The sequence below is a fragment of the Paraburkholderia sp. BR10882 genome, assembly GCF_040948855.1.
GTDB classification, from domain to species: domain Bacteria; phylum Pseudomonadota; class Gammaproteobacteria; order Burkholderiales; family Burkholderiaceae; genus Paraburkholderia; species Paraburkholderia nodosa_A.
The window spans coordinates 26,440-49,792 of sequence record NZ_JBFPKP010000009.1 but is presented as its reverse complement, the minus strand read 5'-3'; the positions used below and the strand labels follow the sequence as shown (position 1 = coordinate 49,792).

Here is a 23,353-nt window from a genome sequence, read left to right as displayed (position 1 = left end):
AAAAAGTAGATAAGCGCTCAAGGCGTTCTCTGTCCAGGGTGTCTACTGGCAGACGATACGCCATCGCGCACAATGGCATGCTGCGCCTCCCGCCATGCGGCTAGCGCCTGTTCGAGATTGAGAAACATGCGCTCGTGTCCAAGCACGCTGCCGAGCGGCGCCTTCTCGAGCACGGCAAAGACATCGGGATTGAGGCCCACGACCCAGACTTCGATTCCGCTCTCGCGACACTTCTTCTCGGCCTCGGTCAGCATCTTCAATGCTGTGTACTCCACATCGAATACGGCCCGCATATCGAGCGCCATGACCCTGGGGCGCGTCTGGGCGAGGAGCGGCATGATCTTGTGCACGATGTTGGAGGCGTTGAGAAAGAAAATTCGTCCCTCGGGCCGCAGGAGCAGCAGTCCGGGAAAATCCTCGTCGTCCGGATGCTCGTCCGATACCGGACGGAATACGTTCGTGCCGCGTTTGCGCCGCAGTACGTACACAGGGGGATCGGACACCTGATGGGCGAGTGCCACCAGCGATACGACGATGGCGATCAGGATGCCTTGCAGCGTGCCGAGCAGCACGACGCCCACCAGCGCCACGACCGCCCAGACAAACTCGGTGCGCCGGATGGCGAGGATCGCGCGGAAGTCCTCCGGATTGAGCAGGCCGATCGAATAGACGATCACCACGGCAGCGAGCGTGGCATGCGGCATGAGTCCGATGACGGGCGCGAGCAGCACCATGGTGCCGAGCGTCACGGCCGCGGTGGCGAGTTCGGCCAGTTGCGAGTGCGCACCGGCCAGCCGGTTGACGGCCGTCTGGGTCGTCCCGCCGCCCGCGGGCATCGAGCCGAACAGCGCGCCCAACGCATTGCCCAGGCCCGTCGCCAGCAGTTCGCGGTTCGGCAGCGGAACGGGTTCCCCGCTGAGCGCGAATGCGCGCCCTGAAGCAATCGTTTCGGTAAAACTCATCAGGGCAATGCCCACCGCCGCCGGCCAGAGCGCGTCGATCAGGGAAAGATCCGGCATCACGAACGAAGGCAATCCGGTCGGGATCTCGCCGACGATCTCCACGCCGTACCGCTGCACGCCGGCGAAAGCGACACACGCTATGCCGAGCGCCACGGCAATGAGCGGGGCGGGGGACTTCGGATACCAGTGTTCGAGCGCGACCAGCACGGCGATCGTCAGTGCGCCCATGGCAACCGTCGACATCGACGCATGGGGAAGCCCGGCAGCGAGCGCATATACGTTATGAAAGAACGATCCTTTCACGACGTGAATGCCAATCAGTTTCGGCAGTTGATCGAGCACGATGACGATGGCGATGCCGGCCTTGAAGCCCGTCAACACGGGCTCGGAAATGAAGTTCGCGACAAACCCCAGCCTGAGCAAGGCCGCGAGAACGAGGAAGAGGCCGACGAGCAGCGTGAGTGTGGCGGTCGCGATGACCAGTTGGGCGGTGTTGGCATCGGGCGCAACCTGACCGAGCGCGGCCGCGCTCAGAATGGCCAGCGTCGCGCTGGTGCTGACGCTCAGTGGCCTTGACGTACCGAAGAGCGCGTAGATCACCATCGGCACGAACGCCGTGTAGAGCCCGGTTTCGACGGGCAGTCCGGCAACGCTCGCGTAAGCCATCGCTTTCGGCAACACGACAGCCGCCGCCGTGACGCCCGCAACGATGTCGGGTTTGATCCACGATGTCCGGTAGTCGCGTACCCATTCGAGAACGGGAAGACGAAAGCCGGATTTGCGGTGCGACGCGGGCTGATCGCGCATGATGCTGTGGCCTCCAGGGGCAGAAACACGACCGACGCACATCTACGTCGAATGTCTCACCGTTACTTCCCCGTGGGCTACTGCATTCAACATGCTGAAGCGGAAATTTGACGAATCCCATGTTGTTGATCAAGCGTCAATCGGACTTTGGTCCTACTGCTGCAAGGGCAATCGTTTCGGCGGGGTATGGGCCGATGGTCCTATAGAGAAAGCACGCGAGCGGCTGCACGATTCAGTTCGTGCAGACGGAATCGTGGCCGGCCCGGCGCGGCGCCGTAACGAACCTGTCACGTGCGTCTGCCAGTGTCTGGAGAGATAGCAGCCATGCCGGCCTTTGCGGCTACGCACGCGACTGCCCAGCATATTCGTAAGCATTCCTTTCATTCAATCGAGGCGGCGGAGGTGGCTTTTGCCACCCCTTCGCGGACCAGAAGGTGATGCCATGACCGACCTAGCCAATCAATATGCGCGTTGCCAGGAGATCGGCGGCAAAGTTGCCCGGCTCCTCGCCAGGCGATCGGAACTAGCGCAAACCCGATTCAGTCAGCGTTTAGCGGATGCGACTGGGCGGCTGGCCGAAAGCGACAAACCCGCTTCGGCGAGCCCAGCATGGCCAACCGCGCTGGACCCCTGGGCCGGCTACCGCTACGCGGTGGATGTCGCCGAGCGGTCCGTGCTCTTCTGGGACACCTTGCGCCAGCGCGGCAATGGCTTCGTCGAGCAGGCCCGCAACGGTCTTCGGCCGGTCCTCCATTTCGGCCACGAACTCGTGATCGACGGCCGGAAGCTGGCGCGGCCGGTCAACTACGCGCTGGTGCGCCTGCTGCCGCCCGACGGTGTGGTCATCGACGTTAGCAAGCGTCCTTATGTGATCATCGACCCGCGTGCGGGCCACGGTCCGGGCATCGGCGGCTTCAAGGACGATTCACAGGCCGGTGTTGCGCTCAAGGCGGGCCACTCCGTGTATTTCGTCATCTTCTTTCGCGATCCGGAGCCTGGCCAGACCCTGCTCGATGTCTGTGCGGCGGAAGCGCAATTCGTCAAGAAGGTGTGCGAACTGCACCCGGACAGCCCGAAGCCGGCGATCGTCGGCAACTGCCAGGGCGGCTGGGCCGCCATGATGCTCGCGAGTTCCGACCCGGACCATACGGGGCCGCTCGTCATCAACGGCGCGCCGATGTCCTACTGGAGCGGCGCGTGGAGCGAAGGCGAGGGCGACAACCCCATGCGCTATTCCGGCGGCATGCTGGGCGGTACCTGGCTCGCGTCGCTGACGGCCGATCTCGGCAACGGCAAGTTCGACGGCGCCCATCTCGTGCAGAACTTCGAGAATCTCAATCCCGCCAACAGCCTATGGGACAAGTACTACCACCTGTTCGACAACGCCGATACCGAGCCGCCGCGCTTCCTCGACTTCGAGCGCTGGTGGGGCGGCTATTACCTGATGAACCGCGAGGAGATCGAGTGGATCACGCGCAACCTGTTCGTCGGTAACACGCTCTGGTCGGGCGAAGTTCGAGGTCTCAACGGGACGGCATTCGATCTGCGGGAAATCAAGTCGCCGATCATTCTGTTCGCTTCGCTGGGCGACAACATCACGCCGCCTCAACAGGCATTCAACTGGGTCGCCGACATTTACGGCAGCACGGAAGAAATCAAGGCGCGCGGTCAGGTGATCGTAGGACTCGTGCACCAGAGCATCGGCCACCTCGGCATTTTCGTTTCGGGCAAGGTCGCGAAGAAGGAGCATCAGCAGATTGCCTCCGTGCTCGAAGCGATCGAAGCGTTCCCGCCTGGTCTTTACGGCATGGAGATTGCCGAGCGTCGGGGCGAAGACGGAGAACCGGCATACGACGTGTCATTCCGCGAGTATCGGCTCGAAGAGATTGCCGCGCGCCTGAACCGCTTCGAGCGTAGCGACGAACAGCCGTTCGAGGCCGTCAAGCGCGTATCGGAGTTGAACCAGCGTGCGTACGAGCTGTTCCTGCAACCGTGGGTACGGATGTGGTCGAACGAAACGACAGCGAATCTGCAGCGGCAGTTTCATCCGCTTCGCGCGCAGCGCTGGGCGCTTTCGGATCTGAATCCGTGGCTCGCGTGGCTTGGGCCTGCTGCCGAGGCAGTCAGGGCAAAGCGGCATGCCGAAGTCCACGAAGAGACGCCGTTGAGGGAGTTCGAGCACTACGGTTCGGAGATGTTCAGTGCATCGCTCGACTTCTATCGCGCGATGCGCGACGCCATGACGGAGAGCGCGTTCTTTTCCTTCTACGGGAACCTGTACACCGTCGAACACGGTGAAGAGGCGCAAGCCAGACCCGCCGTGGCGGCCGGAGACCCCCGCGATCTGCCCTACGTGAGGGACGCGTTGGCGTCGATGGCCGAAGGCGGCTACACGGAGGCGCTGGCTCGCGCCGCCTGCCTGCTCGCGCGCCGGGGCGAGCCGCTCCCGCTCGCGCGGCTTGCCCTGCGCCACGAACTCGCGAAGGACTACGCCGCTTATTTGCCTCAGCTGCCGGGCGACCAGTGGCGGCGCGTGCGCGGCGAGCAGGAAATCATCGTGCGTTACGAGCCGGAACAGGCGCTCGCCACGCTGCCGCATCTGCTGGCCGACCCGCAAGACCGGGAGAAGCTGCTTGAACTGGCCGAGAAGCTGCTGGACGACAAGCGCGTGCAGGAAGCCGGGCCGACCGCTGCCCAGCTCAGCATGCTCGACAAGATCCGTTCGTCGCTGCCGCTGGAACGCACACCGGCGGTAAGCACAGTCGGAGCCATGCATGAGGTTCCCGAGGCGCCGCCCACTCGCGTGGCGCCCGATCTCAAGGAGGCGTCGTGAATCGCGAATACGAAGAGTATGAGCGGCTTGTCCGCGGTCCGTCGTTGCTCGCCGGCGCGCGGGCGATAGGGTAGAACGATGGGCGACGTCATCCTCGTTCTCAATGCCGGTTCGTCGAGCATCAAGTTCAGCGCGTTCAATGCGCGGCCGGACGATCTGCCGCTTGTCATGCACGGCCAGATCGAAGGCCTGCTGTCGGCGCCGCGTTTCGTCGCGTTCGATGGGAAAAGCGTGCTGACCGGGAGTCACGATTGGGGCAATCAACCCCTCGGGCATGATGAGGCCGTTGCTCACATCGCCCAGTTCCTGCGCAGCCATCGCGACGGCAACCGCGTGGTCGCCGTCGGGCATCGCGTGGTGCATGGCGGCCGCGAGTTCTCGAAGCCCGTGGCCGTCACACCCGCTGTGCTGGACGCACTCGACAAGCTCGCGCCCCTCGCGCCGCTCCATCAGCCACATAACCTGAAGCCGATTCGTGTCATCGCCGGACGCAATCCGGAGCTGCCGCAAGTCGCCTGTTTCGACACGGCGTTTCATGCGACACAGCCTGCGCTTGCCTCGACGTTTGCGCTGCCGGCAGCGTTGACGGAGCAAGGCGTGCGGCGCTACGGCTTCCACGGGCTGTCCTATGAGTACATCGCCAGCACGCTGCCCCATGTCGCTCCTGACGCAGCGACAGGCCGTACCGTCGTCGCGCATCTCGGCAATGGCGCGAGCATGTGTGCGATGGACGCGGGCAGGAGTGTGGCGAGCACGATGGGCTTCACCGCGCTCGATGGGCTGCCCATGGGCACGCGCAGCGGCAATCTCGATCCCGGCGCGATTCTTTACCTGCTAGACGAACTGAAAATGGATACGCGCGGCGTCGAGGACCTGCTGTACCGCCGTTCGGGTCTGCTTGGGGTATCGGGTATTTCGGGCGACATGCGTACGCTGCTGGCGAGCCACGACGCGCGCGCCGCCTTCGCCGTCGAGTTGTACGCGTATCGCATCGGACGCGAACTGGGATCGCTCGCCGCCGCGCTGCAGGGGCTCGACGCGCTGGTCTTCACCGCGGGCATCGGCGAGCACTCGCCGGAGATCCGGCGGCGGGCCTGCGAACAGGCTCGCTGGTGCGGAGTGGAAATCGACAGCAGGGCGAACGAAGCGGGCGGCCCCTGTATCAGCACGGCGTCGAGCAAGGTCTCGGTCTGGGTGATACCGACCAACGAAGAACTCATGATTGCGCGTCACACGCGTGAAGTAACGGGCGTTGCGTGACACTGCCCGGTTGCGAGGGAGAAGACGGATGAGCCAGAGCGTTCAACATCCGGGTTTTGCAGCGGCAATGGACATTTCATGCCGCGTTGAGTGAATTTTTTGTGACGCGGCTTTCGTCGCGCCGCCCGAGCGCGCCGTAGCACGGTTCACACGGGCAGCGGCGCCGGACGTGCCGCCGCATTCGCCGCGATGTCGGCGATCGCGCCGGCGCTCACGGCGTGGCTGTACAGGAAACCCTGGGCATGCGTGCAGCCGTTTTGCAGCAGGAAATCGCGGTGACCGCTGGTTTCGACGCCCTCCGCGATCAGTTCGAAATTGAGCGCCTTCGCCACGGCGATGACGGCGAGCGTGATCGCTTCCGTTTCCGTGTCCTGGCCAATCTCGCGCACGAATTCGCGGTCGATCTTGAGGCGATCGACGCGAAAGCGCTTGAGATACCCGAGGCTCGAATAACCCGTGCCGAAATCGTCGATGGCGACGCGCACGCCCATCTCCCGCAGACCGGCCAGCGTGCGCGCGGCGAGATCGGGCGTGCGCATGAGCGCGCCCTCGGTCACCTCGAGTTCCAGCAGCGCCGGCGGCAGACCTGAATCGCGCAGTGCCTCCCGCACCTGGCCCATCAGGTCGCCATGCTCGAACTGCAAGGGCGAGACGTTGACGGAGACGCGTATCGGCCGCGCCGGGTCCCGATTCCAGCGCGCTGCTTCCCGGCATGCCTCGCGCAGCACCCATTCGCCTATGCCGCGAATCAGGCCGGTTTCCTCGGCGACCGGGATGAATACGGCCGGCGACACGCTGCCGAGCTCCGCGTCGGTCCATCGCAGCAGCGCCTCGGCGCCGATCATCGTGCCCGTTGCCATATCGAATTGCGGCTGATACAGCACGGTCAATGCGCCGTTGCGGAACGCCTGGCGCAGGCGCGTGGAAACGCGCAAGCGCGAGGTCGCGGCTTCGCTCAATTCCGGGCGATAGAACTGGTACTGATTGCGGCCGTTCTGCTTGGCCAGATACATCGCGGCGTCGGCATTGCGCACCAGCGCGTCGGCATCGTCGCCGTCGGCGGGGTAGAGGCTGATGCCGATGCTGGCCTCGATGAAGAGTTCGTGGCCCGCTACCTGTATCGGTTCCGTCATCGCGGCGAGCAGTGAGTCGAGCAGCGGTTCGAGCAACGGAGCGGCGCCGTCGGCGATGACCATGAATTCGTCGCCGCCATAGCGCGCCACCGTGCCACGCTCGCCGACGACGCGCTCGATGCGCCGCGCGATCTGGGCGAGCAGCGCGTCGCCGATGCGGTGGCCGAGCGAGTCGTTGACCTCCTTGAAATTGTCCAGATCGAGGAAGATCATCGCGAGCGTCTTGCCCGCACGGCTAGCCTGCTGCAGTTCCCGGTTCACGCGCTCGTCGAAATACTTGCGGTTCGTGAGGCCGGTGAGCGCGTCGTATTCGGCCCGATGTCTCAGTTCAGCCTGTGCTGCGAGCTGCGTCGTGACGTCTTCCATCACGCAAAGGGTCGCGCTTCGGCCGTCGAAATCCGTTTGCAGCTGGAATACGTTCATCGAGCGCAACTCGCCGCTCTTCGTTCGGTGTTCCCAGATGGCTGTGCCGTCGTCGTGCCCGCGCGCGTGCGCGAACGGGGCCCCATGCAGCGCGGTCTTGTTCATGCGCAGATCGCCAAGCCTCAGCTCGAGCATCTCGCTCGCGCGGTAGCCCAGGGCTTTCGCCGCCATGTCGTTGACGGCGACGAGCCGCATGGACGCGTCGTCGACGATCCAGATCGGCAGCGGATTGAGCCGAAAGAGGCGCTTGTACTTCTTGCGGTTGACGTCCGCCGCCTGGAGCGCCTTGCGCAACGATTTCGTGATGCGCGCGTTGCGGCGAAGGAATGCCAGCAGCAGGCACGCCGCGGCCAGTCCCGACCCGAGCAGGAGCGCCGAAGCCATTTGCGAATCTCGCGACGCCCTCGTGACCGACTGGTCGAGATGCGCGTCTTCGTCCATGCGGATCTCGCCGATCTTTTGCATCGTCTGGAAAAAGCGCGCGTCGAGTTCGCCCAGCGACGGCGTATCCATCGTCACGCTGCCCGGCTTGAGCATGGAAAGCATCGCGAGCCGGTTGCTCAGGGCGCCCAGATGGCGAATCATGTCCTTCAACTCGTCGAGCAGGGCGATGCAGCGCTCGCGGCCTTCGCAGGTCCGCTGCGCCGCGTTGGCGTTGTCGATCAGTGCCGGAAGCGGATAGATGTAGGCGGCGCGCCGATAGAACGGCCGCGTGCCGATTACCGTGTAGAGCTGCTCATGCTCGTCGAGAAGTGCATTCTGCAGTTCGTCGAGATCCCGCTTGGCCGATTCGACCGCACGCTGCTGCGAAAGCGCATAGCGCTGCTCATGAGACTGCCGCAGGGCAATGGCGGTATTGAGCGCGATGGCCGACAGGATCGCAATGAGGGCCAGCGGCGCGACCAGCCGGGTTTTTTGTGCGCTCCATACGTGCAACACACGCCATAGGCCGATGAGCGCCGGCTTTGCGGCCGGATTTCCTGCGCTATCTCCCATCTTGCTGTCCTCACGCTGCATGCTCGTCACCCTGCGCCCACAATCTCTGCAATTGACATATCGACAAAGATCCGGGCAACTTGAGGGCGGCCAATCGCTATTTCGCCAGGGCCGATTTGGGGCGGATTTTGGGTCGGAAGGAGGGCAGTCACGCCCAGACGCTAAAGTTTGTGTGCCGGCCGCCGAAAATCCCAGCATGGCGCACGAACAACCCAAACCACCTCAAGAGGATCCGATCCGGGCAGAAGCACGGGCGCTGGAAGGCAGCATCCGCGCGATCAGACGGGCACAGGGAAAGCGCAATCCTGAAGACTGTGTGCCGGGCAGCCCGGAATCTTTCGCGGTCATGGAAGCGTTCGTGCGTGATGTCGGACGTGTGCTTGCGCTCGATATGCTCGAACATGAAAAGAACAATGACAGCGATGTGAACGGAGCGAATTCGACTGGTTAGACAATTAGCCGTATCAAATGATAAACGTTATCATCAGGATTCCAGATTTACACCGGAAATAGAGGAATCGACCGGCAGGATCGGTGCATTCACAACGTCGTGGAATCGCCGCACCGTCCTGATACAACCTGTTACATTGAATCAAACGCACGCCCATCAAGCCTCCCGCGCTCCAGTGGAAGACATCCGAAAGTAATCTTTCACGGCATTTACTCATTTCGCGACTTATCTCCTCTAGGGCGCATTCGCGCCCAATTCATAATTCATATCAAGAGGTGAAGAATGAACGAGATCGGAAAGCGGTTCGGAGTCAGGGCAATCTTCACTGCGAGCGTGCTGGCATTTGCGAGCATGGCCGCGGCAGCGCAGGATCAGGATGGCGATCACAACCAGCAATACACGCACGTTTTGCTGATCAGTGTGGACGGGATGCACGAGGCCGACCTGGAAAACTACATCAAGACGCACCCGCAATCCACCTTCGCGAAGCTCGTCAAACACGGTGTCGAGTACACCCACGCTTCGACATCCCGGCCTTCCGACTCGTATCCCGGCCTCCTCGCATTCGCAACCGGCGGCAGCCCGCTGAGCCATGGTGTCTTCTATGACGACACCTACGATGCGACGCTGTATCCGCCGGGCAGCAATTGCACGGGCACGCCTGGCACGGAGGTCACCAATTTCGAAGCGCTCGACTGGGATCTCACCCAGCTCGACGGCGGTTCGCCGCCTGCGGGGGCCACGTACGACAAGCGCAATCCGCACATCAATCCCGCAAAACTTCCACTGCGCAAGACGGCCGGCGGCACCTGCGTGCAGGTCTGGCCGCATCTGTACATGAAGAACGGGACGAACACGATCTTCGAGGTCATTCATCAGGCCGGCATGCGCACCGCGTGGTCGGACAAGCACCCGGCCTACGAGATCGTGAATGGGCCTTCGGGGCTGGGACTCGACGAACTCTACGCGCCCGAGATCAACTCGACCTCGCTGCAAGCCAATGGCTTCCCGAGCGCGCCCGCGACCGTCGACTGGACCGCCGACCCGATATATACCCGGGCTTATGACGGCTTCAAGGTCAAGGTCGTCTTGAACTGGATTCATGGGCTCGATCAGACCGGGACGAAGCAGGTGGGCGTACCCGCGATCTTCGGCATGAACTTTCAGGCGGTGAGCGTCGGGCAGAAGGTCACGTCCGCGATGGAAGGCACGACCACGACGCGTGGCGGCTATCTCGACGCAGCCGGCACGCCGACCGTGCCGCTCGAACAGTCGCTCGACTTCGTCGATGCCTCGCTGGGCCAGATGTACGATGCGCTCAAAGCGGGCCATCTTCTGCATTCGACGCTGTTCATCGTCGGCGGCAAACACGGCCAGTCGCCGATCGACCTCAAGAAGCTTCACATGCTGAGCGGTTCGAAGAACGCCTATGCCACCGCCGACGTGAGCGATGTCGCCACCGTGCTCGGCAATGGCGGCGTGCCGGTCGCCCAGGAGACGGCCGACGACGTGTCGCTCATCTGGCTCAAGAACCACGGCGATACCGCAAAGGCGGTATCACTCCTCGACGCTGACGAGGCGAGCGGCAATTCCACTCGCATCCAGACGCTCTACCACGACACAGCGCTGAAGGCGATCTGGGGCGACCCTGCCCAGGGCCGTGTGCCTGACCTCATCATTCAGCCGATACCTGGGACGATCTACAGCAAGAGTGCGGCGAAGCTGGCAGAGCACGGCGGAATGTATACGGACGATACGAACACACTGCTGGTGGTTTCCAATCCGAAGTTGCAGAAGAACGTCGTCGATTCGCCGGTGACCAACATGCAGGTGGCGCCGACCATCCTGAAGGCGCTCGGTCTCGACCCGCACAAGCTCGTAGCCGTTCAGCGTGAAGGCACCCATGTCCTTCCGGGCCTCCAGACCACGGGAGACGACGACTCGGGCGATCAATCGGAGCAGTAGGAGCAAGCGCGCCGACGGTCCCTTTTGGGTTGGGACCTTCGGCGTCTTCAGTGCGCTGCTGGACTGCGGTCAGAACGGGAACATGCCAGCCGCGCCCTCGTTGCCATTGCCCGCTGCCGCCTGCCTGGCGGGCTGGAACTGGAAGGCACCGAACAGGTCGCCGATCGCCGGCGCGTTCGTCGGCACGTACGGGCTCGCGGGCAGCTGGACCGGGTTGGGGAGATTGTCGCGACTGCGCGCCGTGATCGGTCCCAGCGACCAGTTGCGTTCGATGAATTTCACGAGCGACACGTGATCCGAATAGTCGTGAACGACACGGCCGCCGCGCGAGTACGGTGAAACGACGATGAGAGGAATGCGCGGGCCGTCCCCGAAGAAGTCCACGGGTTGAATGTACCCTGAGTCGTAATAGCCGCCACCTTCGTCCGTCGTGATGAAGATCGCAGTGGAGGCCCACAGCGCGGGGTTCGCCTGAACGGAATCGATGATCTTGTGCACGAACCCTTCGTAAAGACCGAACTTCGAAGAGGACGGATGCCCATCGAGCAGTCCGCCGGGTTTCACGAACGACACCGCGGGTAGCGTGCCGTTTGCGATGTCGGCATACAGGTTCGGCGTGTCCTGAAGATGCGCGGCCACCAGCGACGGATTGGTCATGATCGCCGTTTCATAGAGAAACGGATTGCAGATATTGCAGTAGACACTCGTTGACGGACGGGTGATGAACGTCTTCCAGCCTTCGCCGTAGTATTTCCACGAAATATTGTTCTCGAGGAGTGTATCGGCGATCGTGCGCACCGGCGAAGGTGGAATGGTGAACGTACTCGTGTTGACGGTGCCGTCACCGTTGTAGCCAGGGTTGTAGTTGTTCAGCAGATAGTACGTGCTGGGCGCGCAGTTGGCATTGGGGTGATACGGCAAGCTGTCGAGATATTTTCGTATCGCGCCGACGCCAGGCTGCTTCGGATCCGAGCAATTGCTATAGGTCCCGCCAGAGTAGCCGTCCTGCGCGTACCAGTTGTTGGTGCCAGGCTGCGGCCGCGGGTTTTCGATCTCGTTCTGGGGCGGCGTCGCAGGATTGCCTTTGCCGTCCGTGTAATAGAGCGCGTCGGCCGTTCCGATCATGATGCTGTTCGCGCCCGTGCCGCCCATCACCGGCTGGTGATAGTTGTCGCTGATCGTGTAATGACGCGCGAGGTCCGTGAAATAGGGCATATCGCCGGTATTCACGTTATAGAACCCGAGCGCGGTCGCGCCTTCGTGGGTCGACTGATCGGTGAAGTGGGCCGCTTGCGCATTGCCATTCGATCCGGCGCCGACCGACACTTCGACCCACGCAAACAGATCCATCTTGCAGCCGCTCGGATTATCGAGGGTCGCGTTCGCGATATTGCAATCCGACTGCTGCCAGTTCTGGTAGAACCGATGCACCGGACTGTTCATGTACTGGTCGTAGTTCGGACCCACACGCGAGATCTGATAGGGGCCACTCTGCAGGTTGTACAGGTTCGACCCAAAGCGCGCGTCAGGCACGTCGTTGGGGAGGCCCGTTGCGCCCGTCGTCAACTGAACGACATCGTTCGACTCAAGGGCATAGCCTTCGGCTGCCTGCGCAGCCGCAAGTGTGGCAAACGGCGGCGGACTTGCGTCGCTCGCGGCGGTCGGCGCCGAGCCGGTATTCGGCGCCGGCAGCGTCGGGTAAGGCTGTTTCGACGTCGGGCTGGCGTCGAACTGCGAGGGATTCGTGGCCTTGGCCATGTATTGCTCGGCGACCTTGTAGTTGGGTCCGGGTCCCCCGTCAGCCCGGATGATGCCTCTCGACAGAAGATTCCATATGGTCTGGCCCGAGCGCGGCTGATAAGCGCCAAACACGTGATCGAACGTTCGGTTTTCGCCCACGATGATGATGACATGCTTGATCGGCGTTGCCGTGATCGAAGATGTATTCGCGGTGGACTGGCTATCGGCAGCAGAACAATAGAGTGCCGTCGCCGCTAGCGAAACTGCCGCAAGCAAGGCAGGAACGGCAGGCCGTTGGTGTCTGGATCTCGATGTCTGGCGCATGTGTCTCTCCATTGAAGCGTTGCACTTCTTTGCATGACGGTGGGGCGGCGATTGCGTCACTTCAAATCATTACGGCGTGTTACAGGCTGGAAAGCTAGACCTTCCACATGACGTTCCGAGGGCGGCAGTAAGTCGGTTCTGTGCAGGTCACGTGACCGTGCCTACGATTTACCTTCGCGGATCTTTCGATTGATGCAGCAGGACTCGGGCTGCGCAAGATGACAGGAGTCCTGATGAGGTGGGTGCTGATGTGGGAGATGCGGAGAAATAAGGGACCCTCCCCATCTGCACGATGAGTCGCAAGAATGCGAGTTCTTAGTGAGTCAAGCCAGGCAAGAAATGCGCGCCCATCACCGAAACGTTCACGACTGCACGGGCGTAAAGCCGTCGGGACTCCAGTCCTCGCTGCCCACGCCGTGATGGACGTAGAAGAAGCCTTCCGGATCGTAGCGATCCTTGATCGCTTTCAGCCGCGCGTAGTTGACGCCCCAAAACGCTTCACGCCAATCGCTGCGAAAAAAATCGGTCTCCGAAATATAGGAGCCGCTTTCTGGCGATAGCGCCTTGAGAATGGCCGCGGCCTTGGCTATGTTCGCGGCGTTGCGATGTGCCTGCGCCATGTCAGGCGCGGGGATGGGCAGGGCCGGAAAGGGTGGCGGGCCGCCTGTGGCGACGATCATCAGGCCGAAGGCGTCGGCGACTTTTGGGTTGGTCGCACACTGGCGCGCCTGCTCGTTCACCTCCGGCGGCGCGCCCGCGAGTCCCTTGTTGAAATGCAACTCGACGGCCTGAAACTGGGCCGCCGCCACGAAGGCGTCGACCAGCCGGCCGCGTTGCGCCGGTTCGAGAAGGGCCGCGGGCAGCCATTGCGACTCGTAGCCGTGCAGGAAGGCGGAAGCCTGCTCGCCATCGCCTTGCCACCAGCCATGGTTGTGCGCAGCGCCCGCGCGTGGGTCGGGCACGAGTCCCGGGTTGGCTTCGACGTCCCACCAGCGGCGCGATGGACCGGCGCCGACGCGAGGTCCCTGGTTGAAGGTGAAATCTGCCGGTGAGGCGCGCACCCAATCGATGACAGGCGCCCAGGCTGACTTGACCTGATGGTCGTCGAGACCCTGGCACACCATCGCCACTTCGATCTCGTCGCTGTGAAAGACGAAGCGCTCGCCCCATGCAGGGTTGAACAGATGCTCCGCATAGTGATCGACCAGTCGCGCAGCGAGCCGCCGGTAAGCCTCAGGCGATGAAGTCTTGACCTTGAACCTGGCCCAGCCGAAGTTCTCGGGCAACTCATGGGTCTGCAGCGTGAGCTTCGTCACCACACCGAAACTGCCGCCGCCGCCCCCTTTGAGTGCCCAGAAAAGATCGGGCTGCTGGCATGCGTTGACCGTGCGGACAGCGCCGTCGGCGGTGACGATCTCCGCCTGGAGCAGACTCGCGGCCGCGAGTCCGTAGCGCTTCGAGTGGGACCCGAAACCGCCGCCGAGAACGAGGCCGGCAACGCCCACGGTCGTACATCCGCCGCCCTGAACGTAGCGTCCCGCCTGCGTCGTGACGGCGGTGTAGACGTCGATCCACATGCAGCCAGCCTCTACCGTCACGGCCTGCTGTGGCGGTGACTGGCAGCCGGCCGGCACGAACGCGTCATGGAGTGCGATGCGGTTCATCCCGCGCGTCCAGACCAACAGGGAATCGGGCGCGTTCGAGCCGCCAAGGTAGCTGTGACCGCCGCCTTTCACCACCAGGCGCAAGTTGTGTCGGCGCGCGAAATCGACGCCCGCGACGACGTCCGCGGTCGAGCGGGCTGCCACCGCGTAGGCGCTTGCGTGCGCCGTCCATGCATCGAGCCAGCCGGAGACCTGGGTGGCGCCGGGATCGTCGCCGAGCGCGAACGGATTGCGCGCTTCCTCGATTCTTGCCAGACATGCTGGTGCGTGGGGCGCTTGCGCGCAGGTCTGCCAGATCGTGGTGGGTTGCAGCAAATTTCCGCCGACTGCCCGGCTCAACGCCTCCCATTCCGGCGCTTTCGGCCACGCGGGGTCGCTGGGCCGGATGCGGCCCGCACGGGCCGCAGCGGGCTGCACGCCGGCGAAACCCGAGGTAGCGCTAAGGCACGGCAAAGCGACAACCCCCTTTAGCAGGCAGCGTCGTTTCATGACGTTTCTTCTCCTCGCGACGGGTGAAACGCTTAGTTTTCCAAATTATGACGCAGGGCTGCCACAACCCGCTGAAGCGAGCGGCCGGCTTCGACGATCGCCTCGTCAATCCCGTCGAGAGCAAGCGCACTCGCGGATCGCACGGTCAGGATGGGTGTAGTTTACGGTATTGCCGAGCAACGTGGCGCACGGTGCGCGCCGTCCCGCCATCGGCGTAAAGCGGTTTAGTTCGCACCGGGGTGCGAATTTATTCATGATATCAGCAAAGCTGCGCGCCTCATGGGCGCGCAGCATATCGCGGGCCGCGGCGCTTTTTTGCGACCGGCTGTTGTGCCGTTACTGCTGGTCGGTCGGGGAAATCACACTCGGGGTCGCGAGCGAATTGTTGCTCTTCGGCCCGCTGGTGTGAGGCGCCACGTCAGGGTTCATGCCCTGCTGCTGGGGCGAGTTCGGCGGAGCCATGCCCATGCCGCTATCGGAGTTCGTCGCGCCAGGCATGCCATACCCGCTCGATGTGTCGTTCATCTGGTTCGTCGTCGCACCGGGCGCGGTGCCAGGGTTCGACGAACCGTTGCCGCTCATGCCTGCGCCCGCCGGCGCCGTTTGTGCATACGCACCGCCGGACAGGGCGAGCGCGGCGGCGGCTGCGATAAGGGTGCTGGTTGCCTTGTTCATGATCCGTACCTCCTTGAGACTGGGTATCGATGCAGACGATTGTTGCCTGCTTGACCATGAATTCCGCAATCGCCGTGCCCCCTGCGCGGGCCGATGCTTATTCGCGCCGGAACGACGTGTCGTTGAAAGCGCAAGCAGTTGAGGCCGGCACTGCCCCACGATCTAGGCGTCCTGGTTTGGGTCTTGCGCCGCGCTGCGTCCCGGCACGCGCCCGAGCACCCATTGCCCGAGCAACGCAAGTGGCAACACGCCCAGCAGCCGGTGCGCCGCCCACGCTGCGAGCGCGCCGTTCACGGCGATGGCCAGCGATGCCGCCGCCGCGGCCCCCACGCTGCCGCCGAGCGGCGCGAATGCGGCGAGGCCCACGAGCAGCACGGCGACCGAGTAGAGGTTGATTCGGTACAGGACGGAAGTGTGGGCGGTCATGCCCAGCAGTTCGGGCATGGCGGTAAAGCAGGCCGCGGCGATCTGGCCGAGCGCGAGCACGCGCAGCGCCGCCGCGCCGCCGCCGAAGCCAGGCCCGAACAGGCGCAGCAGGTGTTCGGGAAAGAGCAGCATGCACAGCGCGGCAGGCAACGCGAGGCACAGCACGAGGCCGGCCGCCTGGGCCGCGCTTTTGTCGAGCCCATGCCGGTCGTTGCGCGCGAAAAGGCTCGCGAACTTCGGCGCGGCCATGCCGGTCACGCCGCTGATCAGCAGGTTGATGACGAGCGCGAGACGCCACGCCAGCGCGAAGAGCCCGGTCTCGCGCGACGAGGCGACGATGCCGAGCACGATGGCAGGCGCCGAGGTGATCAGGAGCTTCGTGAATTCCAGCGTGAAAAGCGGCAAACCCGCCTTGAGCAAGCGCGGCGGTTCGGCTGGCGCTTGCGCGCCGGCGGGCACGCCGGCAAGAAAACGCCTGAGCAGAAACGCGCCGGTCAGCGCGGTGAGCGTGAAGCTGGCGGCGATCAGCATGAGCGTGCTCGCGACGCTCATGCCGTGCGTCAGTCCAAGCGGGATGGCGACGGCGCAGAAGATCGCCGGCCAGAGCCAGGAATAGATCATCTGGCTGCAGCCCACGCGTTGGAGTCCCGCCAGCGCCCCCGCCATGGCCGCGCCGAGATTTTGCGGGATGAAGGAGAGCGCGCCGAGCGCGAGCGGCCAGGCAAGCTCGGGCTTCTTCAGCACGTCGTACGCGAAGGCGAATGCGCCCGCGCCAAGCGCGATCGACATGGCCGTGGAGGCGAGCAGCACCAGCCACAGCGCGCGACGGATGGCCGGCCGCACGGCGCGCGCCTCGCCCGCCGCGAGGTCCATCGCGATCTGCCGCGTGAGCGCCTGATCGATGCCGAGGCGCCCGAACCCCGCGAGCGCCACCATCGTGCTGAACACGATATAGAAGTCGCCTGTCTGCACCACGCCCAGCATGGCGGCGATCAGCAGATGGAAACCGTAGCGGCTCGGCAGGTCGAGCAGACGCACGCCGAGGCTCACGAGCGAGCCCCGGATCATCGAGCCGCCGGTTTGGCTCGCGGGCATCTGCGCTTCGCCGGCTTCACTCATGCTGCGCCTGTGCGCCGCGCAGTATGAACAGCGTCACGCTCTGCGCGGGCAGGCTCGCGCGCAGCGTGCTGTCCTGGTAGTGCGCGTCGGGCATGCGGAACAGCTGGTTGTTTGCGAGCCGCCAGGTTTCGGCCACGCCGCTCGCCGCAAAATGATCGAGCGTGACGGCGGCATCGACGGGGCGGTCCAGTTGCTTGTTGATGACCACGAGCGTCAACGCGTGGTCGCGCTCGCGCAAGGCGGCAAACGCGGAAACGGCGTCCGGATCGGGCGCGTTCGCGGCAATGCTGGTTGTGCCGAATGCCGCGCCGTTGCCGTCGTAGTTGCGGTAGAGCTTGAATGCCTTGTACACCGGCATCGAAGGATCGAGCGTGCCCCAGCGCGTTGCCATATCCAGCCCCTCGCGGCCGAAAATGCCGAGCACGTCGGCCTGGGCTGTCGCGCCGTTCATCAGCGTGTCGCCGCCCCAGTTGTATTCCGTAATGCCGATGGGCGTGCCCGGGTAGTAGTACGTATCGACCCAATGGCGCATCAGCGGGATCAGCGCGACGACGCTGTTGATCCACGTGGGGTCCTTGTAGTTCGGGTCCCACAGGTCGCGCGTGGAGCGGTTGCGCATGAGCGCGACGGCCTGCGAGCTCGTCACGCCCGTCTCGGCGTATTCGCCGCCCTGCGGGTAGAAGTGCAGGCTGAACACGTCGACCGGATGGCCCGCCGCTTTCCATTGCGCGAGCAGCCAGGGCACGTACGGCATGCCTTGGGTTTCGCTTGTGCGGTCGGGCGTGTGATCGAGGCCGTGGTCCGCGGCGTACTGCTGGTCGAAGCCGCTGTAGAAATAGCCCTGCCAGCCCCATTCTTCCGGCGCGACGATCTGCGCGTGCGGGTCCGCCGCCTTCACGGCGCGCGAATAGACGATCACCTTGCTGGCGATTTCGCTCGCATGGGCGCCCGTGGGGTGCACATCGCGGTGAATGAGCTGCCAGAGGCTCGGCTCGTTGTCGAGCGCGTAGTAGCGCACGCCGCCGCCGCTCGCGCCGCCGAATTGCTTGACCAGATCCGCGACGCGCGCCTGTTCGTTTTGCGGGTCGTCGGGTATCGAGGCGTCGTTCGCGTCGTTGCCGGCAATCGGCTTGCCGCCGGCCGCCACGCCGTTGCCGGCGTCGGCGTGGCCGTTCACGTCGTGATTCGGCTGCGGGCCGTATTTGGCGATCGAGAAGCTCGCGAGCGTCTCGCGCGCGGGCCCGAGTTTCGCCACGCGGCCGAGCATCGGAATGGTCACGATGGGCGTGGCGCCCGCCGCCTGGGAGAGTGCGACGAAGCGCTCGCCGAACTGATCGTTGATATCGGCGGGATTGACGGCGAGGCTCTCGAAATACCAGTCCTTGCCCGCGTTGCGTGCGTCGAGGCGCCAGTTATAGGCCGAGGCGCTGTTGCCGCCCGAGCGGTTGATGGGCGCGCGCAGGTCCTGCAAAACCGCCGTCGTGCCGAAGTTGATGCCGTAAATCAGCGGGCTGATGGGGTGCCGGCCGGCGGCGGCATCCACCGAGATGGCCACCGGCAAGGGCGTGCCCGAAGTCGCGTCGGTGCAGGCCGCCGCGCCCGACATGAGCAGCGCGCCGACCACCAGCGCGTGCAGGTTGGGGCGCTTGATACGCTTATTGCGCTTAAAGCGTGGCATGGTGAACCTGCAGATCGGCATGGTCGTCGTGATCGCCGTCCAGTTCGCCCACGCGCCAGACGTACGCGAAGATCGCGAGAATGACCGCAGTCTCGCCCGGAGTGAGGGTAGGCGGATAAAAGAATGAAATGAGCAGGACGTAGACGAGATAGTCGAACAGCGCGCCGAGAAAATCGTCGTCGACCTTCTTGCGCAAGCGCCGGTAGAACACGATGCCGCGCAGCTGGAAGAACAGGATGATGAGCGCGCCGATCAGGCCGTACTCGAACACGATGCCGAGCCACGTGATGTCGGCGAGGAAGAAGAAGTGGTGAAAGTAGTCGATCAGGTTGTCCTTGCTGGTCGAACTGATCGTGCCCACCCCGAAGAGCCAGCGCATCGGCTCGCTGCCGAGGAACTTCGTGGCGAGCATGATGGTGATGCGGCGCGTGTCGAAGCCCGTGCTCGCGTCGGTGCTGAAGGTCGTGGCGAGGTAGCCCGCCGAGAACAGGGTGACGAGCGCGACGGGCGCGGCGAGCAGCAGCAGAACGCGCGTGCGCATGCGCGACCAGGCGAAGGTGTTGATGACGACCACGCCCATGATGCCGATGACCATGGCGCGCGTCTTGACGATCAGCAGCGTGACCGCGAACGCGACGACCACGCCCAGCAGATAGCCCGCATGCTTTTCGAAGAAGGCGCGCCGGTAGCAGAAGAACAGCAGGATGAGCGGGAAATACATCGACATGCGGATGCGATGGCCGCGGTTGTCGCTGCTGAAAAAGGGCGACTGGCCGATCACGTACGACTCCTGGTACCAGTCCGAGGGCACCACGGCCCAGAGCACAATCAGCACCGCGAGAATGACGACGCCCAGCACCACGAATCCGCGCTCCAGCTCGCCGAGCGTGGGCTTGAGCGTGAGGAGCAGCGCGAGAAACGAGAAGAAGTACAGCACGGGCAGCAGTTTCACCTGTGCCGTGATGCTCGTGAAAAAGCCCTCGTGGAAGTAGAACACGGCCGCAAAGCTCGGCACCAGCAAGAGCCACGCGAAGCTGATGAGGATTTGCCGCGTCATGGGAAAACGCGGTTCGCCGCCCAGACGCAGCACGGCGGGCAGCGAAATGACCGGCAGCGCTTTCGAGAGCGCCCAGAGCGGCACGAGCGTGCTCAGGTAATGGAAGGTCTGGCCAAAGAGCGGCAGGAGCGCGAGCAGCCACCACGTGACCCGCCACCTGGCGGGCTCGCTCGAAAAGACGGGGGCAAGCCCGGTGGTCGTGGTGGCGGTTTCCATCGCGTGTGATTCGTTTGCGCGGCCGTGGAGAGCCGTCGGGCGGTCGAGGCTCGCAGAGCAGGCTTAGTACGTCGTGGGATTGTTCGAGATCGTGTAGTCGAAGCCCCGCTGGAACGGAATGACCTTGTCGATGTACTGATCGACCCACTGGTCGACTTCGGCGATCGAGGACTTCGGCACGAAGATCGTATCGGTGGCCTGCAGGATGACGTCCTGCGCCGGGTCGCCGCGATGCGTGAGCGCGTCGAGGTCGATCGTGCGCAGCATCGGGCGGCCATCGGGGCTGCGGCGAATCAGCACGACTTCGTTGGTGCGCGCCGTGTCGAGCAAGCCCTGCGCGGCGGCGATGGCCTGCAGCACGCTCATGCCCGTGTGCAGCGCGATTTCGCCGGGGCGCGCGACCTGGCCGGCCACATAGATTTTAGCGGCCGACTGCACGATGGCAACCGAAGCGTGAGCGTTCTTCGCCATGCCGTTGGCAGCGAGCGCCTTGTCGATGGCGTCGCCGAGCTGGGCGACCGTGAGCCCTGCCGCCGGGATCGTGCCCGCGAACGGCATGGTCAGGCCGCCGTCCGGCGCGACCGAACCGCGGAAGTTCAGCTCGGCATTGAAAGGCATGACGACCGAGAGGTCGTCGCCGGGTTCGATGCGATAGACGCCCGGCGAGGCTTGCGACCACGCGGCGAATTGCGCCCGCTGCTGGAATTGCGGCTCCACCCAGGTCTGGGTGCAGGCGGTAAGCGTTATCAGCCCGAGGACGCAGGCTGGTCGGAGTATGTTCATCGGGCGCGTGGGTGAAGCGGTGGCTTGCGGTTCCTGATCTCTTGTCAAGTAACGGCAGGAATTGCCGTTAATGAAGGGTGGAACTCGCACGATTTTTTCGCGGATGTCAGTTTAACGCGACATCCTGGATGTTTTCTTACGTATTATATGCGCCGTCGAATCTTCACTGTTGGCCTGGAACCGCACCTGTATGGTTATTACTACTAGAACAAGGCCTGAAAGGAAGGCGGCTGTTGTCGAACTGACGGTCCGGGACTATCTCAACACCTTTTTTTATTATCGCAAGGTTGCAACAGCGGTATTTCTTTCCGTTGTGGCGATCGGCGTGGCGGTTGCGCTTCTGGTGCCCATGCCTTACCGGGCGCAGTCGACTTTGCTCGTACTCCTTGCAGGATATTACGACCAGTCGAACAACCCGAATGGCGGCGCCGCGGTGCAGCCCGCCATTGGCCAGCTCGACGGCGTCGAAGCGCAGATCCTCAGCAGCCCGGAACTGCATCGCGACGTGGTGATCGCGAAACTGGGGCCGAACGCAAGCGAACAAGAAATCGACAGCCATTTGCAGGAATTCGAGCATCGGCTGCATATCGAGCAAAACGATCTCGCGAGCACCATCAACCTCACGTATTACGACGCCGATCCCAAGGAAGCAGCCGATGCGCTTTCGCGTCTGCTCGACACGTACTTCCGCCGGCGCGCGACGATTTTCACGTCCGGCCGCGTCGATTTCCTCACTGGTCAGCGCGACGAAGTCGCAAGGCAATTGAAAAAAGCCGATGCCGACCTGCTCGCGTTCCAGAAAACGCACGGCATCGTCAATATCGACGACCAGACCTCGCGCGCCGTGCTGCTCGAAAGCCAACTGGTTCAGCAAAAGCTCGAGAACGACACGTCGCTCGCGCAGCATCGCGGCGAACTGAAGTCGGAGCAGGCGTCCTCGAAGGGGGTCAAGGCCACGATCCCGATCTTCACCGACGACTCCGAGGCCGCCCATGCGCTCGACACGATGCAGCTTTCGCTGATGCAGCTCGAAGCGCGCCGCGCCGATTTCGCCTCGCGCTACATGGACAGCTCGCCGTTCGTGCAGCAGCTCGATCAGCAGATCGCCGACATGCACGCGAGCATCGCGCGACGCAAGGCGCAAATGGCCACGGCCACGCGCTACGGCCACAACGATTACTACGACGTGGTGCAAGGGCGGCTGGCCGCACTGAATGCGAGCATCGCGGGCGAAACCGCGCGCCAGCAGGCGCTCGAAGAGCAGATCAAGGACACGCGCGCGAAGCTGCGCAGCCTGAGCGACATCTCCAGCCAGATGCGCCAGCTGCAGGCAACGCGCGACATTCTGGCCGACAGCTTCAAGGACCGTTCGCGCCAGGTCGAGCTGGCGAAGATCCAGCAGGGACAGGTGAGCCAGGTGAACAGCACGAACGTGCGCGTGATCCAGGCGCCGTTCCCGCCTTCGCAGCGCAGCGTGTCGGCCAGCCTCATCATTGCGGCGAGCGTGGCGGCGGGTCTGCTGATTTCGGCGCTCGTCGTGCTCGTCATGGCGAGCCTGCGCGAGACCTTCCTGAGTCCGGAGCAGGCCGAGCGTTCTCTGCTGCTGCCGGTGCTGAACGCGCCGGTGATGCTCGGCGGCGGCGCACGCCGGCCCGGCGCCGCGGGGGCCTCGGCCGACGCGGCCAAAGCGGCCAGCCGGCCCGCGCACATGGCGTATGGCCGCATGATCGCGGCCATCAACGCGAGCACGGACTCGCCCGCCAAGGTGGTCATGGCGCTCTCGTTCGGCAAGAACGATGGGCTGCTTTCGGTGATTCGCGGCCTCGCCGTCGAACTCGAGCATCGCACGACCAAGCCGGTCCTCATTCTCGACATGGCTTCCGGCGCCGACTCGCCGCTCTATGGCCCGCCGAACGCGCAGGGCCTGCTGACGTGGTCGGGACACGGCGGGCAAAGCCGTGCGGCGAGCGCGGCGCCCACGGAGATCGCGGCTTCGAGCGGCCTCCTGTTCGAAAGCGTCGAGCGGCACAACATCGTCGTCGCGCGGCCGGAGAGCGGCACGTTCCCGACTTCGTGGCAGCAGACCACGACCCTGTTCAATACGCTGCGCGAGGCGCACGACTACATCGTCGTGCATGCGCCGCCCGCGAGCCAGTCGTTCGCCGGCATCGAAAACGCGGCGCTGGCGGACGCCACGGTCATGGCGGTGCGCGCAGAGGTGTCGCGCAAGCCCGTGGTCCTCGGCCTGAAAACGCAGCTGCTCGACGCGGGCGGCAGGCTGATCGGCATCGCGCTGACGCATCGGCGCGGCTATATCCCGAACTTCATTTACCGATTCTTCTAACATTCGGG

At 64.0% G+C, this 23,353-nt stretch carries 14 protein-coding genes; 5 read left to right on the top strand and 9 right to left on the bottom strand.

Going from position 1 to position 23,353, the window contains the following annotated elements:
* Positions 1 to 17: 17 nt before the first annotated feature.
* The gene (locus AB3X99_RS22740; protein ID WP_368618212.1) at positions 18 to 1,769 is read right to left on the bottom strand and encodes a SulP family inorganic anion transporter; all 1,752 of its coding nucleotides are present in this window, start codon (positions 1,767 to 1,769) and stop codon (positions 18 to 20) included.
* Between the two features lie 442 nt (positions 1,770 to 2,211).
* Here AB3X99_RS22740 and AB3X99_RS22735 point away from each other — a divergent pair, with 442 nt between their 5' ends.
* Entirely contained in the window at positions 2,212 to 4,602 is a 2,391-nt protein-coding gene (locus AB3X99_RS22735; protein WP_368618211.1) for a DUF3141 domain-containing protein, read from the top strand.
* 78 nt (positions 4,603 to 4,680) lie between these two features.
* Positions 4,681 to 5,862 carry an acetate/propionate family kinase gene (locus tag AB3X99_RS22730; protein WP_368618210.1) on the top strand — a complete coding sequence of 394 codons (1,182 nt, stop codon included), beginning with the start codon at positions 4,681 to 4,683 and terminating at the stop codon, positions 5,860 to 5,862.
* 146 nt (positions 5,863 to 6,008) lie between these two features.
* Here the strand turns inward: AB3X99_RS22730 and AB3X99_RS22725 are convergent, their stop codons facing one another.
* On the bottom strand, positions 6,009 to 8,435 hold the full coding sequence (locus AB3X99_RS22725) for a putative bifunctional diguanylate cyclase/phosphodiesterase (protein ID WP_368618209.1): 2,427 nt from the start codon (positions 8,433 to 8,435) through the stop codon (positions 6,009 to 6,011).
* A gap of 175 nt (positions 8,436 to 8,610) precedes the next feature.
* On the opposite strand from AB3X99_RS22725, the gene AB3X99_RS22720 reads away from it, so the two are divergent.
* Together AB3X99_RS22720 and AB3X99_RS22715 are read left to right on the top strand one after the other, a co-directional pair.
* The gene (locus AB3X99_RS22720; RefSeq protein WP_368618208.1) at positions 8,611 to 8,865 is read left to right on the top strand and encodes a hypothetical protein; all 255 of its coding nucleotides are present in this window, start codon (positions 8,611 to 8,613) and stop codon (positions 8,863 to 8,865) included.
* Positions 8,866 to 9,147: 282 nt separating this feature from the next.
* Positions 9,148 to 10,830: an alkaline phosphatase family protein gene (locus AB3X99_RS22715; RefSeq protein WP_368618207.1), complete on the top strand. Its 1,683-nt coding sequence runs from the start codon at positions 9,148 to 9,150 to the stop codon at positions 10,828 to 10,830.
* A gap of 69 nt (positions 10,831 to 10,899) precedes the next feature.
* On the opposite strand, the gene AB3X99_RS22710 is transcribed toward AB3X99_RS22715, so the two are convergent.
* From AB3X99_RS22710 to AB3X99_RS22680, 7 genes are all read right to left on the bottom strand, one after another.
* Positions 10,900 to 12,894 carry an alkaline phosphatase family protein gene (locus AB3X99_RS22710; RefSeq protein WP_368618206.1) on the bottom strand — a complete coding sequence of 665 codons (1,995 nt, stop codon included), beginning with the start codon at positions 12,892 to 12,894 and terminating at the stop codon, positions 10,900 to 10,902.
* Between the two features lie 362 nt (positions 12,895 to 13,256).
* Positions 13,257 to 15,047 (bottom strand): FAD-dependent oxidoreductase, encoded by a 1,791-nt coding sequence (locus AB3X99_RS22705; protein WP_368618205.1) that lies wholly within the window; start codon positions 15,045 to 15,047, stop codon positions 13,257 to 13,259.
* A 336-nt stretch (positions 15,048 to 15,383) separates the two neighbouring features.
* Positions 15,384 to 15,722 carry a hypothetical protein gene (locus tag AB3X99_RS22700; protein ID WP_368618204.1) on the bottom strand — a complete coding sequence of 113 codons (339 nt, stop codon included), beginning with the start codon at positions 15,720 to 15,722 and terminating at the stop codon, positions 15,384 to 15,386.
* A 162-nt stretch (positions 15,723 to 15,884) separates the two neighbouring features.
* A complete protein-coding gene (locus AB3X99_RS22695; protein WP_368618203.1) occupies positions 15,885 to 17,267 on the bottom strand; it encodes a lipopolysaccharide biosynthesis protein in 1,383 nt (460 codons plus the stop codon).
* Positions 17,260 to 18,945 (bottom strand): glycoside hydrolase family 44 protein, encoded by a 1,686-nt coding sequence (locus AB3X99_RS22690; RefSeq protein WP_368618202.1) that lies wholly within the window; start codon positions 18,943 to 18,945, stop codon positions 17,260 to 17,262. Before AB3X99_RS22690 ends, AB3X99_RS22695 begins: the two co-directional genes overlap by 8 nt.
* Entirely contained in the window at positions 18,932 to 20,218 is a 1,287-nt protein-coding gene (locus AB3X99_RS22685) for a hypothetical protein (protein ID WP_368618201.1), read from the bottom strand. Before AB3X99_RS22685 ends, AB3X99_RS22690 begins: the two co-directional genes overlap by 14 nt.
* 63 nt (positions 20,219 to 20,281) lie before the next feature.
* Positions 20,282 to 21,001 carry a polysaccharide biosynthesis/export family protein gene (locus tag AB3X99_RS22680; RefSeq protein ID WP_069263417.1) on the bottom strand — a complete coding sequence of 240 codons (720 nt, stop codon included), beginning with the start codon at positions 20,999 to 21,001 and terminating at the stop codon, positions 20,282 to 20,284.
* Positions 21,002 to 21,326: 325 nt separating this feature from the next.
* Here AB3X99_RS22680 and AB3X99_RS22675 point away from each other — a divergent pair, with 325 nt between their 5' ends.
* Positions 21,327 to 23,345, top strand: a complete 2,019-nt coding sequence (locus AB3X99_RS22675; protein ID WP_368618200.1) for a GumC family protein — start codon at positions 21,327 to 21,329, stop codon at positions 23,343 to 23,345.
* Positions 23,346 to 23,353 lie beyond the last annotated feature (8 nt).

Excerpts from the sequence above, each read along its gene's own strand:
- AB3X99_RS22695 (WP_368618203.1), bottom strand. The coding sequence starts at position 17,267 with ATGAGTGAAGCCGGCGAAGCGCAGATGCCCGCGAGCCAAACCGGCGGC.
- AB3X99_RS22690 (WP_368618202.1), bottom strand. The coding sequence starts at position 18,945 with ATGCCACGCTTTAAGCGCAATAAGCGTATCAAGCGCCCCAACCTGCAC.
- AB3X99_RS22710 (WP_368618206.1), bottom strand. The coding sequence starts at position 12,894 with ATGCGCCAGACATCGAGATCCAGACACCAACGGCCTGCCGTTCCTGCC.
- AB3X99_RS22705 (WP_368618205.1), bottom strand. The coding sequence starts at position 15,047 with ATGAAACGACGCTGCCTGCTAAAGGGGGTTGTCGCTTTGCCGTGCCTT.
- AB3X99_RS22715 (WP_368618207.1), top strand. The coding sequence starts at position 9,148 with ATGAACGAGATCGGAAAGCGGTTCGGAGTCAGGGCAATCTTCACTGCG.
- AB3X99_RS22685 (WP_368618201.1), bottom strand. The coding sequence starts at position 20,218 with ATGGAAACCGCCACCACGACCACCGGGCTTGCCCCCGTCTTTTCGAGC.
- AB3X99_RS22725 (WP_368618209.1), bottom strand. The coding sequence starts at position 8,435 with ATGCAGCGTGAGGACAGCAAGATGGGAGATAGCGCAGGAAATCCGGCC.
- AB3X99_RS22730 (WP_368618210.1), top strand. The coding sequence starts at position 4,681 with ATGGGCGACGTCATCCTCGTTCTCAATGCCGGTTCGTCGAGCATCAAG.
- AB3X99_RS22720 (WP_368618208.1), top strand. The coding sequence starts at position 8,611 with ATGGCGCACGAACAACCCAAACCACCTCAAGAGGATCCGATCCGGGCA.
- AB3X99_RS22680 (WP_069263417.1), bottom strand. The coding sequence starts at position 21,001 with ATGAACATACTCCGACCAGCCTGCGTCCTCGGGCTGATAACGCTTACC.
- AB3X99_RS22700 (WP_368618204.1), bottom strand. The coding sequence starts at position 15,722 with ATGAACAAGGCAACCAGCACCCTTATCGCAGCCGCCGCCGCGCTCGCC.
- AB3X99_RS22740 (WP_368618212.1), bottom strand. The coding sequence starts at position 1,769 with ATGCGCGATCAGCCCGCGTCGCACCGCAAATCCGGCTTTCGTCTTCCC.
- AB3X99_RS22735 (WP_368618211.1), top strand. The coding sequence starts at position 2,212 with ATGACCGACCTAGCCAATCAATATGCGCGTTGCCAGGAGATCGGCGGC.